We start from the raw sequence: 15597 nt of genomic DNA on the forward strand, positions 1-15597 counted from the left end.
CCCGACTCTAAGGTTTTCCGCCGAGCATTCCGAATAGACCGCGCACGCGATCCTTCCAAGGATTGGTGCCGGTCGCAGGGGTGATGTCGTCCTGGCACTGGATCCCGAATCGGGCCAGACCGACCGCGGTGGCGAGACCCGGCTGGTTCGGGAGCTTCAGCGCGAGGTCCGGCTCCGCAACCCGAACTCGGAGCTGCTTCAAAACGTCGTCGAACAGCTTGTCCGTTCCGGGCATCTGGGCGCCGCCGCCGGTAAGTACGACTCCGCCCGGCAGAACCCCGAGGAGACCGCTCTTTTCCAACTGCTGGCGAACCATCGTGGCGATCTCGCGCATCCGGCTTTCGATAATCTCGCAAAGGACGCGCCGCTGCATCGGGCGTGCCTGGATCTGACCGATCTGGTTCACCTCCACGCTATCCTTCTCCGAGCTCAGCCGAGCCAGCGCGAAGCCGAATTCGACCTTCAGCCGCTCGGCCTCTTCCGGCGAGGTCCGCAGCAGCTTGCTGAGGTCGCTCGTGACCATGCTCACTCCGACCGGGATGCTGGCGCTGAAAGCGATCGAGCCGTTTGTGAATACCGCAATGTCCGTGGTGCCGCCCCCCATGTCGACCACGGCGGCGCCGAGCTCCAGCTCTTCCGGCGTGAGCACTCCGATCCCGGATGCGAGCGGCTTGAGCACCATCTGCTCGACTTTCTTGCCGGCGCGCGTGACCGCCTTCTCGATGTTCTGAATCGCGGAGGTCTGCCCAGTGACGATGTAGGTCACCACCTCCAGCTTGCTTCCGCTCATCCCAATCGGTTTGCGGACGTCGCGCTGGCCGTCGACCCGGAATTCGCGGGGGAGCGCCTGAAGCTGCTCCCGATCGGGCGGGAGGACGAGCGCGCGGCTATGGTTGAGAACTTCGAGAACGTCTTGGTGAGTGATGAGCCGGCCTCGCGGAATGATCGGCTTAAACCCCTGGGCGTTGAGCCCCTCCGTATGGGCGCCCGAAACGCCGACGATGACGGAGCCGATCTCCTGGCCGATCTCCTGCTCCACCCTTCGAAACACGACGTCGATGCCGACCGAGGCTTCGTCCAGGTCGGCGACCACCCCTTTACGGATTCCTTTGCTGGGGGTCGTGGCCACTGCGACGACCTGCATGCCGTCTACACCGTCCGGAGCTGCAACAAGGCAGGCGACCTTCGTCGAGCCGAGGTCGAGGACGGTGACAAGGTCGTTCTTCATGGGTTAGGTTCCGGTTGCGTGCCGATCGCGCTCTGTGCCAATGCCTGAAGCCGCTTCCGTTCGCGCGCGTCCTGCCATTTTGTCAGAGCGAAGCGCCGGATGAGGCTCAAATTGGTAAAGATCCGCGCGCCAAGCACGAGAGCAACCGCGAGAAACAGATTAATGTAAATCTGGTCTCCAAGCCAAGCCAGAAAGAACGCAATTAGAATGTTCGACAGGAACCCGGTAATGAACACGTCCGTCCGGAACTTCCCTTCCATTCCGCTCCGGACTCCGCCGCAGATCGTGTCGAAGCCAGCGAGGCAGGCCACCGCCAGGTATTGACCGAATGCGCCCGGAAGGGGACCGAATCGCAACGCCACCGCGGCGAGCGCGCCGACCAGCAACATCACCAGCGGGAGAACGAGGATCATTTCGCCGCCTTTGATTCTTGCGGCGGGGCAACGACCTTCGCCCACTTCTTCGCCGTCGTGCCGGTGTACGCGGGCAGGCGCATCATCTGAACTTTCTCGACCTGAACCATGGCCGGATCGAAAATTCTGATTTGGCTGAGGGCGCCGCCTGGCATGTTCATTGCACCAAAGAGGGTATCGCTATCTCCGAGCGCCCGCACGACGATCGGTGAAGCGATCTTAACATCATTCACCAGGATGGTGGTACCGACGCAACGGAACGAAGTGGTGCCGGCGACTCGGTGGCCGTTCACCGCGATCGCTTCCGCACCGGACGCGAACAGCTCGTTGACGACGTGAACCACGTCTTGGTCGTGAATCACTGAGTCGGGATTCGTGGCGACTTGGCCCCCGAAGCCGGTGTCAGTTTTTCCGCTGTCGCGCAAGGTGACGGCGACGCCTGGCCCCTCGACCTCGGTTAAGCCAGCGAAGCTCTTCATCTCCTGAAGCGAATCGTTGAGGACCTTGGAATCCGTGCCGTTCCTGGAAAGAGCATTCTCCAGCTTCGTCTTCTCTTCTTGAAGCTTCTTAACTTCGTTGACGCTCTGCTCGTATGCCTCGGGGTCGACCAAAGCCTCGCTAACCCGGACCCGCTGGTCGGCGCGTAAAAAGGCGCTCCGGGAGTTTCGCGTCTCCTTACCCACCCAGGCGAGCGAGATCATGAAGCCCAGGAGTAGGCACATGAGACTCACGGGAACGACCCACTGCTGGTTATTGATGCGCGTAACGAAAGGGTTCACGGGGTTAATTTCACTTGCTCTTGCGAAGCGTTCTTGCGGGGAACCACGGTAGGAACGTCGGGCCTCGTGAGGTTTAGCTCTTGGACTTGGGAAAGGTCCGCGAGGTGCGCCTTGAGGGCGGACAGCTTCTTTTCCATATCGTCGCACGACCCAAGGACGACGCGACCGGCGCTCATATTTAAGCACACGACGCCGCGCTCATCCACCTCAATACCTACGCCGCTCGAACCTGAAAAGGCGCGGATTTTTTGGGCCAGATCGGCAATCCGAACCGCATCCCAATTGCCCCCTTGGGTCAATAATGTCGGAACGCCGCCGTTCGGCAGCTTCAGGGTTGGAATATCCCTCGATATCCCGGGCGAAACGAAGAGCACCCCTTGGGCATCGAGCCCAAAATCGGGGCGGCCGACGAACCGGGCGACCGGTTGGCGGTAAGCCAACCAGAGATCGCCGCGACCAAAGGAGTTGCGAGTGAACTCGACGCTTCGCACCGACGGCTCGCGAAGAACCGCAGTTTCCAATGCTCGCCAATGAATGCGCCGGGCGGGAACGCCGCGTAGCTCACTCAAAATCGCGTCGATGCGCGGGCGGTCGTCGGTCCGCGCGCCGTGAACCTCTACATGCGTGACTGAGGTAACCCGGCTGTCGACCGCGGCGAAACCAAGGTTGACGATGAGGAACAGCCACAGGAACGGGGCCGGACGCAGCCGCTGCCTTCGTTGCCTAATACTTCGCCGCATCGCGCCTCAACGCATCCTCCAAGAGGGTCTGGCATAGTTGGTCGAATGGTATTCCAGCGGCGGCGGCGCTGTTCGGCAGGAGCGAGGTTCCGGTCATCCCGGGCAGCGTGTTGATCTCTAGAACGAAGATTTCCGGAGACTCCGATTCGGCGTTGCGCACCATCATGTCGGTACGGGTCGCCCCTTCGCACCGCAGAGCGCGATGTGCTTTCATCGCGATCTGCCTGGCTTCCTCCAGAACCTTTTCGGGCAGTCGGGCGGGGATGATCTCGTTCGTGGCGCCCGGCAGGTATTTGCTCGCAAAGTCGTAGCGCCCCGAATTCGGCGCGATCTCGACCGGCGGAAGCGCGCGATCGATAAGCACCGGGACCGAGATCTCGACCCCGGTGATCCATTCCTCAACGAGGACCGAGTCGTCGTAAGCGAAGGCGTTGGCCAGAGCCGGGCAAAGGTCGTCCGGCTTCTCCACAAATGTTAGGCCAACCGTAGAGCCTTGGGCGTTCGGCTTGACAATCAGGGGCGGGCGCAGATCGAACGGAACGTCGGTGTCGGTGAGCAGAGCTCCGCGCGGAACCCGGATCCCGTGGCTCTGCAGCACCTGCTTCGTCATTGCCTTGTCCATCGCAATCGCGCTCGCCTGGATCCCCGAACCGGTGTACGGGATGTGCAGCAGTTCGAGCAGGCCCTGGATCGCGCCGTCTTCGGCATGGGTTCCATGGACCGCGAGGAAAGCCACATCCGGCCGGTGCGCGCCGATGAATTGGCCCAAATCGCCCTTGCCCAGTAGAAGCTCGGTCATATCTACAAGCCTCGAGTCGTAACCGCGTGACTGGAGCGCCGCGTGAATCGCGCGTCCGGAGTGGAGAGAAACTTCTCTCTCCGCACTGTCGCCCCCGTAGAGGACGACGACTTTCCTCCGTAGCGGAGGCGCCCCGCCTCCGATGTCGTCTATCGATGCAGATTTCGGAGGCAAGGCGCCAACGCTAGGGCGCTCGAGCTCCTTGACCAAGGCGGGGGCGAACTCCGAGATATTGCCGGCGCCCATACCGACGATCACATCCCCTTCTTGGGCAAACTTGGCCACTTTACGAGGAAGCAGATGCCGGCTTGGAACGTAGTGAACCGGCTTCGAGATCTTCTCCGCGATACGGGCGGACGAGATGCCGGGCATCGGGTCCTCGCGGGCCGGATAGATGTCGGTTAGGACGACCACATCCGCCTCGCTGAGCGCGTCGGCAAATTCCTGGATCAGCGGCGCGGTCCGCGAGTAGAGGTGGGGTTGGAACACGACGACCAAGCGGCGTCCGGCATATCTCTCTCGTAACGCCGTTAACGAGGCGTGAATTTCGGAAGGGTGATGGGCGTAGTCGTCGACGACGGTGAAATCGCCGTCTCGTAGAAGCTGGAGCCGGCGTTCGGCCCCGCTAAAGGCAAAAATCCCTTCCATCGTCTGCCATGGATCGACCTTCAATCCGTGCTCGTTTAGCAATAAGCTGGCTGCGAAGGCGCCGGCACCGTTCAGGCGGTTATGCTCGCCCGGCGTGGACATCCCTATTGTCCGTCCCGCCGCCTCACTGGCGGAGGGTCTCGATTTTCCTGCGTCAGGGGCCAGCCGGAACCAAGTTCCTGTGTGGCCGTAGGCAAAAGTTCGCGCTGTGGTCAGCTTCGCTACCTCTTCGGCCCCCGGGTCGTCGGCGCAGAAGACCAGACCACCTTCTTTTGGGATTCGATCTACGAACCTTAGAATGCTGGCTCGTAGGTTTTCATAGTTTCCGTGGAAGTCGACGTGGTCGAGTTCCAGGTTAGTAAGGATCACAATGTAAGGGTCGAGGTCATGGAGTGCGTCGTACGCCTCGCATGCCTCCACGACGGCGTACTCGCCGTTGCCATAGCGGACGGGACCACCCCACTCCGGGATGGCGGCCCCAACCACGACCAATGGGTCCAACCCAGCCGCGATCAATCCGGCTCCCGTCATGCCCGTCGTCGTGGTCTTCCCATGCGTCCCGGTAACCGCGATGACCTTCTTCCCCTTCAGCAGCCAACCAAGAAGTTGCGACCGGCGGAAGATCTGAATCCCAAGCTCTCGGGCGGCGGCGACTTCGGGGGACTTGTCGAGGTCGATGGCGTCGCTGAGGATGAGTGCCGTGGCACGGGCGGGCCGCCCGTGCCACGGCGGAGCGCCTCCCCCGAATGCCCCACATGCACCTCGATCCCTTCCTCCCGAAGCCGCTCGACTTCCGGAGAGAGGGTGGAGTCGGTGCCGCGAACCTCAAGGCCGCGCTGGCGAAGGAGGCGGGCGAGGGCGCTCATCCCCGCGCCTCCGATGCCGACGAGGAAGAAGCTTGTCTTGCCATCGAGGGCGTCGCGAGGGGCGAAGGCGGTGGCGATCTCGGAGGGCTTTCGCATTGACTTAGGCGTTACGGGACTGAGCGGCTTGCTCGATGAGGCTAACGATTCGAGCGGTGGCGTCGGGAACGTCCCACTCCTTTAGATTGTGACGCGCCGCCTCCCTTCTTGGCGCGTCCGACAGCCATCCGGCGATGGCTTCGGCGATCGCCTCCGGCCTCGCCTCGGGCGCGGGATGGCGGCGCTCATCCGGCTGCCACAACACAGTCGCGGCCTCCATCGCTTGGAATTCGCGGGCGTTGTGGAGCTGGTGATCGTTCGCGGAGGTAGGCAACGGTACCAGCACGGTCGGCAAACCGAAGAGAGCGAGCTCCGCCAAGGTGCCACCTGCCCGAGCCACCACGACGGTAGCGCTTCTCATCGCCTGGATCAACGCCGGCGCTTCCAAGTACGGGACGGCTTGATAGGTCTCTCCCAAGCCCGCCTTGCGAATCCGGTCGAGCGTGACCTCCAGATGCTTCGGACCCGTGGCATGGATCACGCGGGCCTGAAAACGGCCGGTCGCCGCGGCAAGCGGTACATAGGTGTTCAAAAACTCGGCGCCCTGGCTGCCTCCGATAACCAAGACGGTCGGTTCGCCTTCCGGACGTTCCGTTGCCGCCGCCGACCGAAGCTCGTCTCGTATCGGCTGGCCGGTGCGGGTGACGGGGCGCTCGGTGAAGAACTTTTCGGTCGAGCGAAAGACCGTCGTAAAAGCAAACGCTTGCCGGGCGAACATCGCGGAGGAACGAGGCGGAACGGAGTCGGCGCTGTGGACGATGTACGGGATACCGAGATCTCGCGCGGCGGCGACCACGGGACCGGCGCTAAACCCGCCGGTCGAAAAAACTACATCGGGCCGGTCGGCTCGTAGCGCCCGCCGAGCCATGCCGCGAGAGCGTTGTAAGGCAAGGAGCGCCCGCCACCCTCCAAACGTTTTGAGGCTCCAGAGCGGCTCACTCGGGAATCCAAGAAAAGAGATGCCACGGGCGGCGCACGCCGCCGATTCCTGCCCCCGGAGCGAACCGAGATAGCGGATCTCCGTTCCCCGCTCACTGGCAAGGCGCGCCACCTCGAGGGCGGGATAGATATGCCCGCCCGTCCCCCCGCCAGTGACGACTAGGCGCATCGCCTCAGGGGCGGGCGGCTCCTGGGACCGTCGATCGAGTTGCGAGATGGGCCGACCGCCGCGCTCGCTGCGGCGGGTTCTCCTCCTCTACCCGTTCGGGCGCCAGGGCCGACTGGCAGATGCCGAGCGCGAGCCACAGCGCGACCAAACTGGAGCCGCCAGAGCTGATGAACGGGAGCGGGATGCCGATCGCCGGTAGGAATCCGTTCGCCATCATCACATTGACGCAGGTTTGAAGACCGAACCACGCGCCCACCCCGTACAGGACGAGCGTCGAGAAATGCGAGGTGGCGCGCTGGGCCTGGTAGAGCAGCCGCCATACCAGCGCGCCTAGAATCGCCAGGGTGAAGAGGGAGCCAAGAAGCCCGGTTTCCTCGCCCACCGTCGCCATGATGAAGTCGGTAGTGGTGGCCGGCAGGACGTGCTTGGCTCGGCCGTTGCCGATGCCGACCCCGAAGACGCCCCCACTCGCGATGGCAAGTTCGCTCTGGACGGTCTGGAACGTCTGGTCGTCGACGTTTTGGGGATCCCACCGGCTCGTGTGGTTCAAGATCCGGCCCATTCGGTATGGCTCCTTGACGATCATCGCACCGGCCCCGATTCCCGCGATCGCCAGGGCGGCGACGATCGATTTCCAGGAAACGTTTCCTGGAATAAACATCGCGAACGCCGTCGCCGCCACGACCGCGCCGGTCCCCAGATCGGGCTCCTTCTCGATGAGCAGCACCGCCAGAAGCACCCAAACCATCGGAAGGCAACGCCGCAGCTTGGGCACCGCGATCGTATCTAACCAATGCGCGAAATCCTTCCTCGGGGCGATCTTCTTCGGCCAAACCTTACGAGTAGCGAAGTAGCCGGCGAGGTACAGGACGGCGGCAAGCTTGGCGAACTCGGCGGGCTGGATCTGGATCGGACCGACGTTGAGCCACCGTTGGGCGCCATTCATTTCCTTGCCGAACTTCTCTACCGCGAACAAGCCGAGGAGGGTGACCACCCACAACGCTTTGCTGCCGTTCTTCCAAGCCTCGGGCCGCATCGCCCCCGCGACTAACGACAGCACGATCGCCGGTACGACGAACATAAGCTGCGATCGGAACTCGGGAGGGAGGGCCCCTTTGTCGGCGGACAGTGCTCGGGCGTACCCCGCGTCGAAGATGAACAACATCCCGAGTAGCGTCGCCACGAGGGCGAGCCAAAACAGGACAGGGTCGTAAATTCCTAAGCTGCGCTTCACCGAGATAGCCACTCCTTGGCAAGATTCCGGAACACGTCCCCACGATCGCGGAAATCCTTGTACTGATCCGTACTGGCACAACCGGGAGCGAGCATGATCACCTCGCCTCCGACCGCTGCCTCCGTGGCCGCATGGAACGCTTCATCTAGTGTACGAAATACCGGGTAGGTTTCGCCAAGCATCTTATTCAGATCTGCGGCATCTGTGCCAAAAAGGTACGCGCGATGGCGATGGTTGGCCAGGTAGTGGCGAAGCGGCCCGAAATCGAGCCCCTTATTGACGCCGCCGATCAGCAGGTGGGCCGGATCGCGGAGCGACATCGCCGACTTGATCACCGCGTCCGGGTTGGTGCACATCGAGTTGTTCACCACGCGAATCCGGTTCCGCTCGCCTACCAGCTCCATACGGTGGGCGAGGCCGTGAAAGCTTTTTAGCCCCTCGACGATCTGCGGAGGCAGGGCGAGAGGGGACGGTTCGGACGTTCGCGCCGAGTAGACGCTGCGCTTGGAGTTGCGACGGGCTTGGGCGGTATCTTCGGCTTCGCGAATGACCGCCGCCGCGTTTGAGTCCGGATCTCTCGCCGCCTTGAAGCGCAGAACGCCGTAGGCAAGTAACGCGGCCATGCTTGCATTCAGGTAGTTGTGCGGCTCGCTAAACGGTAGATCTTCGAGCCGGATCTTCTGGTCGAGAATGGTGAGGTTGAGATCGTCGATCTGGGCGTGCTCTCCGGTAGCGCCGATGGTGAAGACGGTCGGATAGCTCGCCTCGACCTCGGACGAGCCGATCGACAATCGGCTCCGTGGCCGCGTTCCGCGCCTTAGGGTGGATTTGGCGGGACCGGGGATCCTAACTACCGGGTCGTTCGCTTTCACAACCGCGAAGTCTTCCGCGGTCTGGCACGCGAAGATCCGTTGTTTGGTCGCCGCATACTCGTCGAACCCGGAGTAGCGGTCCAGGTGGTCCGGCCAGATATTGGTAATCCCGGCGGCGGCGGGGCGAAAACCGACGACCCATTCGAGCTGGAACGACGAGATCTCGGCCACCAAAATCTGGTCCGGCGTGCTGTTCATCGCCGCTTCGGTCATCGGCATCTCCGGGTATCCGGAGCCGAAGATGTTGCCGCACAGCACCGCATCCTCTCCGCACGCGCGCAAGCAAAGGTAGGTCATCACCGTCGTCGTGCTTTTCCCGTTGGTGCCGGTGATCGCCACGATCGGCGCCTTGCTGATGCGGTAGGCGAATTCGGCCTCGCTGATCACCTCGATTCCGCTGACGGCGGCGAGCTTCAAAGTCGGGTGGTCTTTCGGGACTGCGGGGTTGGCGACGAGCAGGTCGATATCCTCGGGCAGAACGCCGTCCCAGCCGAGGGTTATGTCGATGCCGGCGGCGATCGCTTCGTCGTAAGCGTCCCGCTTGGGCAGGCTTTCGAGCGGCTTCTGGTCGAAGACGCGCGGGTAGGCTCCCTCCGCGAGGGCGGCCCGGCCGATGGCGAGGCCGCTGCGGCCGAGGCCAAAAACCGCGATCTTCTTCCCCCGCATCATCGCTCGGGCTGCCTTGGGAACTCCTGCAGGTGCTCAATGAACGCCTTCCGCATGTCCGAATCGTGCTTTGCCCAGCCGTAATAGGCGAGCCCCGCGCCGAGGAGCGCGCAGGCGAGCTGGACGCCGACGAACAGCCGCACCACCTTCCCTTCCGGCCATCCCGCCCTTTGAAACGAGTGGTGGATCGGCGTCGCCGGGAAGATCCGCTTGTTGCGAAGCTTGACCGAAAGGATCTGCAACGGGACCGGGACCAGCTCCGCAAGCATGACGAAGCTGAGAATCACCAGCCCGGCCAAGCCCAAGGCCGTCATCGGCGGGTGCGCTTCGAAATGGCCGGGATAGTGGCCGCCCTCCAGCACGCCAACTCCCCAGGAAGGGACGGCGAGGCCGGCGACAACCAGACCGAGGATCGCGCCGATCGGGAGGGCGCCGACGTCGCCCATGAAAATCTTGGCCGGCGGCCGATTGAGATACAGAAACGGGAGAGCGCCCCCGGCGAGGGCCGCCAGCGGCACCAGAGCGCCGTCTTCCGTCACCCGGGAAATGATGGCGAGGCCGAGCACCAAACAAAGAAGGATCGACCCGGCGAGGAAATCCATGCCGTCGGCGAAGTTGTAAGCGTTGGCGAAGAAGACCACGACGAAGAGGCCCAGAGCGATCTCCATCGGAGTCATCGACCGGCCCAGCAACGCCAAGAACGCGCCCGCGGCGAGGAACTGCATGACGAGCTTCTGAGTCCACCCCAGGCCTCGCTTCCCTTTCATCATCCGGGGAACCACATAGTCATCCACGAACCCGATCGCGGTGTACGCGACGAACAGCAAGAGGCAGGCGGCGTAGTACCGTAGCCCTGGGGGGTACATGGAGTCCCGAAAGAAAAGGAAGATCGCGATCAGCATCGCGCCGATGAACCCAGCCGCGATGATAAGGCCGCCCATCGTCGGCGTCCCCTGCTTCCCGGCATGTTCGGGAACATATTGGCTTACCGTCTGGCGCGACTTGGCGGCGAGGAGGATCTTGAAGATCGGTCCCGCCAGCAGGGCGGCGATCAGAAACGAGACGAAGAAGATGACGAAGAACCCTTCAAAACCGATCAAGAAGACGTTCATGGCTTAAGGGCACGCTCCAGCTCCAGCGCCCGACTTCCTTTGATAAGAATGGCGTCGCCCGGTTCGGTTCGATCCAGAAATGCCCGCACATCGTCGATCGAGTCGGCGATGCCTATGTGGCTCGCTTCCATCCCGGCTTCCATCGCGGCTTCGCGGACGAAGTGCACCGGCTCGCCGAACAAGATCACCTCGTCCAGCCCATTCTGCGCCAGAGCCTGGCCAACGAGACGATGAGCCGCCTCGCGATGGTCCCCCAGTTCGCGCATCTCGCCGATCACCGCTCGCCTTCGCCCCGTCGCCGGAAGGTCGGAGAGCGTCTCGATCGCCGCGATCATGCTGGGTGGGCTCGCGTTGTAGGTATCCAGCAACACGCGAGCGCCCCGGTGCTCCACGATCTCCATCCGCATCGGCGGAATTCGCGCCCCTTTGAGCGCCTCCGCCGCCTCCTGCGGTGCGACGCCCAGACCCGCAACCGTGAGGACCGCCGCCGCCGCGTTCAAACCGATGTGTTTACCGACCGCTGGGAGTCTTGCCTCCCACGGAATTCCGTCGAGAGTTCCGCCAACTTCGCAGGCGTCCCAATCCAAAGCACGATAACTCGTGATCAAGCAGTCCGCGCCCGGATCGTAGCCGAAGGTCCGAACCTTCGCCTTGGTCTTCTTGCTGAGCCGCTCGAGAAACTCGTCTTCGTGCCAAAGGATCGCTACCCCGTTCTCGGGGAGCGTTTCCAAAAGCTCCCCCTTGGCATCCGCGATGCCCTCGCGGCTTCCGACCTGCTCCAGGTGGGAGTAGCCGATATTGGTAATCAGCGCATCCGTGGGACGGGTGAATTCGGCCAGGTGGCGAATCTGGCCGAACCCTCGCATCGCCATTTCCACGACGACGGCGCGATGATCCGGCTCAAGATCCATCCACAGAAGCGGCGAGGTGTACTCCGTGTTCCGGTTCCCCTCGCTCTTCAGCACGCTGCCCAGCGGCGAGAGGGCCGCCGCGACGAACTCCTTCGTCGTCGTTTTCCCCGCCGAGCCGGTGATCGCGATCACCGGGCCATCGAAACCGCTCCGCAGAGTGGAGCCCATTCGGGCAAGAGCGTCGACAAGATTCTCGACCAAAATGTGCGGCCCGTCGACCGGCCGCTCCACGACCGCCGCGACCGCCCCGGTCCTTAAAGCTTCCGCCACGAACTCATGGCCATCGACCCGGGCTCCTTTGATCGCAAGGAAGAGATCGCCAGGCTTGCCCCCCCCGCTGTCGGTGGCAAAACCGGTGACCCTCAGGTCCGGGTCGCCGGAAAGCTTCCCTTGCAGCAGGTCGGCCAACACGCGAAGTGGCGTAGGCTTCACAGCCGCTCCCCCAGCGCCGCTCGCGCCAGCTCCCGGTCGTCCATGTGGATCTTCTCGCGTCCGATGATCTGGTAGTTCTCGTGTCCTTTGCCGGCAATCACCACCACATCGCCCGGATGAGCCGCCAGAACTGCGTGGGCGACCGCCTCCCCGCGATCTTGAATGGCGACATAGGACCGCCCCGGAGCAATTCCGCTGACAACCTCCTGGAGGATGGCCGCCGGGTCCTCGGTCCGCGGATTATCGCTCGTAACCACGGTGAGGTCGCTCCGCTCGCTGGCCGCCCGCGCCATCAGCGGGCGCTTCGCCCGATCCCGATCGCCCCCACACCCAAAAACCGTGATCACCCGCCCATCGGTAAGCGGCCGCACCGCCTCGAGCAACTTTTCCACCGCGTCCGGCGTGTGGGCGTAGTCGACGAGAATGCCAATTCCCTGATCGTTGAGGACTGGCTCGAACCGGCCGGGAACGGCATGCAAACCGGACGCGGCCAGCGAGATGTACCCCAACGGAATATCGAGGCAACGCGCTCCGGCCACCGCAGACATGAGGTTATAGACGTTGTAGGAGCCTCCGAGGGACGTCACGAATTCCTTTCTCGTATCCCCTTCGCGGACGGTAAGACGAATCCGGTCGACCCCCACTTCGGCTGGCTTCCCAAGGAGAATTGCGGAGGGGTTGTCGATGCCATAACTGAGCGGACCATCGAAGCGTTCGCTCCAGCGAAGACCGACGGCGTCGTCGATGTTGAACGCCGCGCGAAACGCCTTCGACGACTGCGCGGGAAGCTCGGTAAAGAGGCGCCACTTGGCGGCCTCGTACTCCGCCATCGTGCCGTGGTAATCGAGGTGGTCTTGGGTCAAATTCGTAAAGACGGCTGCGTCGAACTCCACGCCGTCGACCCGCTTCTGCGCCAGCGCATGGGATGAAACCTCCATCGCCAGCGCCTCGATCCCTTTGTCTCGCGCCTCGGCCAGGAGATTGTAGAGGTCGACCGCGAACGGGGTTGTATTCGGCAGCTCTCGGGTCTCGTCGGGAAGCTTAAACCCGAGAGTCCCCAGATATCCCGCCTTCATCCCGAGGTGAGCGAGAATGTCGCGCAGCAACCACGCCGTCGTCGTCTTCCCGTTCGTGCCGGTCACGCCCACCACCTTCATCTGGCGGGTCGGATGATCGAAGAATGCATCGCATATCCGCCACACCGTGTCGTCGTAGTCGTCGACCTGAACCGCGGCGAGTCCAAGAGCGATTGCCGCTTCCCTTCCCGCCTCGTCATACACCATGGCCGCCGTCGCGCCGTTTTCCGCGGCGGCGGGGAGAAAGCTCTGGCTGTCCCGCGTCATGCCGGGCATACAAACGAACAGCGCGCCGGGAGTTACCCGGCGCGAGTCGATGGCGACGCCGCCTATCTCAGCGTCGCCCCACAAGCGCGCACCTACCCGCGCCTGCGAAAGCAAGTGGGAGAGCTTCACTCGACCGAAATGGGCTCCTTTTGATTCAATGGCTTACTTGGCGGCAGGTGATACCGCCGGATGACCGCCTGGGCCAGCCGTTTGAACACCGGGCCGGCAACCGTGGCGCCGTAGTACTTCCCGCCCTTGGGATTATTAACCATGACAAGGATGACCGCCTTGGGATCGTCGGCGGGAACGAAGCCGACGAAGTTGGAGACGTATCCCTTGGGCCCTTTTCCAACTTTTTGGGCGGTTCCGGTTTTGCCCCCTAATCGATATCCCGGAATCCGAAGCTCCTTTCCGGTCCCTGCGTCGGTCTCGATAACCGCTTCCATACACTGCAGAAGCTCACGGGCCGTCTCCGGTTTTATCAGCCGCTTGCCCGGCTCGATCGGCATCTCGGTCGTACCGATTCTCTCGACCAGACGCGGCTCCATGCGCACGCCGCCGTTTGCAAGCATCCCGAAAGCGCCCAGCAAGGTGACCGGCGTACAGGTGATCGACTGCCCAAATCCGACCGTCGCCAACTGTAGCTGCTGGGCCGGCTCGGCGTAGTTGAAATTGCCGTGCGCCTCTCCGGGGACGCCCAGCGTGGAACGGCTGAGCAGGCCAAGGTCGCGAACGTACTGAAGGAACGGCTCCCGATGAACCTTCAACGCCCAGGTCGCGGCGGCTACGTTGCAGCTCTTGGCGATCGCCTTCACCGAATCGATCGTCCCGTGAGCCCGATTCCCGTGGTGGCTATCGCAGCGAATGCGCGTCCTTTCCGTGGGATGGAACTCGCCCGAGCAATGGATGATGCTTCCCATTTGAACCGCGCCGACGTCCAAAGCCTTGGCCAGGGTAAGGATCTTGAACGTAGAGCCCGGCTCGAGCTGCGCCATGTAGCTCGGGTTGTATCCGCTGTTATCGCGGAGGTCCCCCTCGGTGCCATCAGGCTGATAGGGCGAAAAACTTGGCCAGTTCGCCATCGCGATCAGGTTTCCGGTTTTGGGGTCCATCACCAGGGCAACCCCGTTGTCGGCCTTGTTCAGCTCGACTGCCTTTCGAACCGCGTCCGTAGCCTCTGTTTGCAAATCGCTATCGAGGGTCAGCGTAATGTTCGATCCATCCCGCCGTTCCTTGCTCGCCTGCACCAGACGCATCGGAAGGAAAGCCCCCCGCTTGTCCGTGAGGCCGACCCGCATCCCGTCTTCTCCAGTTAAGATCCTCGATTTGCTGGCCTCTAGTCCGAGAACCGGTTTCCCTTGCCGGACCACGCCGACCACACAAGCGGCGGCATCCCCCAGCGGATAGGCACGGCGGCCGGTGCGCGCCAAGGAAAGCCCGTCGGCCCGCCATTCGGCCTTCACGCGGGCGATCTCCGCCGATTGTTCGGCGCTCATCGGCTGGCGCCATGTGCGCTGCTTTTGGCCGGAGGCGGCCAGCGCCTGAAACTCCGACGCCGGAATCCCGGTGGCCGCGCCTAGCGCCAAGAAGAATGCCTCGCTCTTCGGAATCTTGGAAAACTGGATATTCAGCTCGGTCGCGTCTTCGTCTTGGGCCAACGGCTTACCGTCCGACGCCAAAATTGCGCCCCGCCGCGCGTAATCGGTGCGGCTGAGGGTGAAGCGGCGGGTCTTCTCGGCAAGCGCGAGGGTTCCCCGCTGCTCTACCGTCTGCAGCTTGAGCTGGCTGAACGCCGCCAACACGAAGAGCGCCCCCATGCCGCGGGCTGCCCAAGTGATTCGAACCGGGGAGCTAGCGACTTGCGACATACCGGCTCTTCTCGACCTCGGTGGGCGCTTCGGCTTTCTTTTGAATCGCCGCGTCGGGCGGCACGAACTGGTGGGCGACCGCCCACCCCTCGATGAATGTCGCGCTCTTGAGGGCGAATACTTTATCGCTCAGGGCGGCCTCGACGCGGGCGGCGTCTGAGGCGCGCTCCCTGGCTGCGATCTCTTGACGGCGGGCGCCCTCCACCATGACCTGACCCAAGAGAGCGCTGGCGACATACGTGCCGGTGAAGATACCGAGGAACGCGACCGCGCGCAAACCCCAGGCTTGCGCGGCGGCGTTCGATTTTTGTCGCGAGACGACGCGAGCCCGGACCCTAATCTCCGGGGCTACCGTCGGCCGGCGCGAAGGCTTCGTTCTAGGCAGCGGCGAACGCCGCGGCTGAACTAGTGGACGATCGATGACGGTCGTGTTGGTGGTGGCGGTTCGGTCGAGAGGGGCAACGCTCATCCTAAATATCCTC

General features: G+C 63.1%; 14 protein-coding genes. All 14 read right to left on the reverse strand.

Translation table 11 applies throughout. The features are described from left to right. Positions 1–7: 7 nt before the first annotated feature. From ftsA to OP10G_RS23540, 14 genes are read right to left on the reverse strand one after another with little or no spacing between them, the layout of a single operon-like run. Positions 8–1228, reverse strand: coding sequence for a cell division protein FtsA (ftsA, locus tag OP10G_RS23475; RefSeq protein WP_025227990.1), 1221 nt, complete (start codon positions 1226–1228; stop codon positions 8–10). Further along, on the reverse strand, positions 1225–1641 hold the full coding sequence (locus tag OP10G_RS23480) for a small basic family protein (RefSeq protein WP_025227989.1): 417 nt from the start codon (positions 1639–1641) through the stop codon (positions 1225–1227). Before OP10G_RS23480 ends, ftsA begins: the two co-directional genes overlap by 4 nt. Then, positions 1638–2420 (reverse strand): DUF881 domain-containing protein, encoded by a 783-nt coding sequence (locus OP10G_RS23485; RefSeq protein WP_025227988.1) that lies wholly within the window; start codon positions 2418–2420, stop codon positions 1638–1640. Before OP10G_RS23485 ends, OP10G_RS23480 begins: the two co-directional genes overlap by 4 nt. Next, positions 2417–3160, reverse strand: a complete 744-nt coding sequence (locus OP10G_RS23490) for a cell division protein FtsQ/DivIB (RefSeq protein WP_025227987.1) — start codon at positions 3158–3160, stop codon at positions 2417–2419. The genes OP10G_RS23485 and OP10G_RS23490 overlap by 4 nt, the downstream gene beginning before the upstream one ends. Continuing rightward, positions 3144–5300 (reverse strand): D-alanine--D-alanine ligase, encoded by a 2157-nt coding sequence (locus OP10G_RS23495; protein ID WP_338031941.1) that lies wholly within the window; start codon positions 5298–5300, stop codon positions 3144–3146. Before OP10G_RS23495 ends, OP10G_RS23490 begins: the two co-directional genes overlap by 17 nt. Then, positions 5195–5569, reverse strand: a complete 375-nt coding sequence (locus tag OP10G_RS26050; protein ID WP_084179698.1) for a Mur ligase domain-containing protein — start codon at positions 5567–5569, stop codon at positions 5195–5197. The genes OP10G_RS23495 and OP10G_RS26050 overlap by 106 nt, the downstream gene beginning before the upstream one ends. A 4-nt stretch (positions 5570–5573) precedes the next feature. Beyond that, entirely contained in the window at positions 5574–6677 is a 1104-nt protein-coding gene (locus tag OP10G_RS23505; RefSeq protein ID WP_025227984.1) for a UDP-N-acetylglucosamine--N-acetylmuramyl-(pentapeptide) pyrophosphoryl-undecaprenol N-acetylglucosamine transferase, read from the reverse strand. Between the two features lie 4 nt (positions 6678–6681). Beyond that, entirely contained in the window at positions 6682–7911 is a 1230-nt protein-coding gene (locus OP10G_RS23510; protein ID WP_144241342.1) for an FtsW/RodA/SpoVE family cell cycle protein, read from the reverse strand. After that, entirely contained in the window at positions 7908–9452 is a 1545-nt protein-coding gene (murD, locus tag OP10G_RS25495; RefSeq protein WP_052547950.1) for a UDP-N-acetylmuramoyl-L-alanine--D-glutamate ligase, read from the reverse strand. Before murD ends, OP10G_RS23510 begins: the two co-directional genes overlap by 4 nt. After that, on the reverse strand, positions 9449–10561 hold the full coding sequence (locus OP10G_RS23520) for an MraY family glycosyltransferase (RefSeq protein ID WP_025227981.1): 1113 nt from the start codon (positions 10559–10561) through the stop codon (positions 9449–9451). Before OP10G_RS23520 ends, murD begins: the two co-directional genes overlap by 4 nt. Further along, positions 10558–11904: a UDP-N-acetylmuramoyl-tripeptide--D-alanyl-D-alanine ligase gene (locus tag OP10G_RS23525; RefSeq protein ID WP_084179700.1), complete on the reverse strand. Its 1347-nt coding sequence runs from the start codon at positions 11902–11904 to the stop codon at positions 10558–10560. Before OP10G_RS23525 ends, OP10G_RS23520 begins: the two co-directional genes overlap by 4 nt. Further along, positions 11901–13376, reverse strand: a complete 1476-nt coding sequence (locus tag OP10G_RS23530; RefSeq protein WP_025227979.1) for a UDP-N-acetylmuramoyl-L-alanyl-D-glutamate--2,6-diaminopimelate ligase — start codon at positions 13374–13376, stop codon at positions 11901–11903. Before OP10G_RS23530 ends, OP10G_RS23525 begins: the two co-directional genes overlap by 4 nt. Next, a complete protein-coding gene (locus tag OP10G_RS23535) occupies positions 13373–15115 on the reverse strand; it encodes a peptidoglycan D,D-transpeptidase FtsI family protein (protein WP_025227978.1) in 1743 nt (580 codons plus the stop codon). The genes OP10G_RS23530 and OP10G_RS23535 overlap by 4 nt, the downstream gene beginning before the upstream one ends. Beyond that, on the reverse strand, positions 15099–15584 hold the full coding sequence (locus OP10G_RS23540; RefSeq protein WP_025227977.1) for a hypothetical protein: 486 nt from the start codon (positions 15582–15584) through the stop codon (positions 15099–15101). Before OP10G_RS23540 ends, OP10G_RS23535 begins: the two co-directional genes overlap by 17 nt. Between the last annotated feature and the right edge of the window lie 13 nt (positions 15585–15597).

This window comes from Fimbriimonas ginsengisoli Gsoil 348, from assembly GCF_000724625.1.
In the GTDB taxonomy this organism is placed as follows: domain Bacteria; phylum Armatimonadota; class Fimbriimonadia; order Fimbriimonadales; family Fimbriimonadaceae; genus Fimbriimonas; species Fimbriimonas ginsengisoli.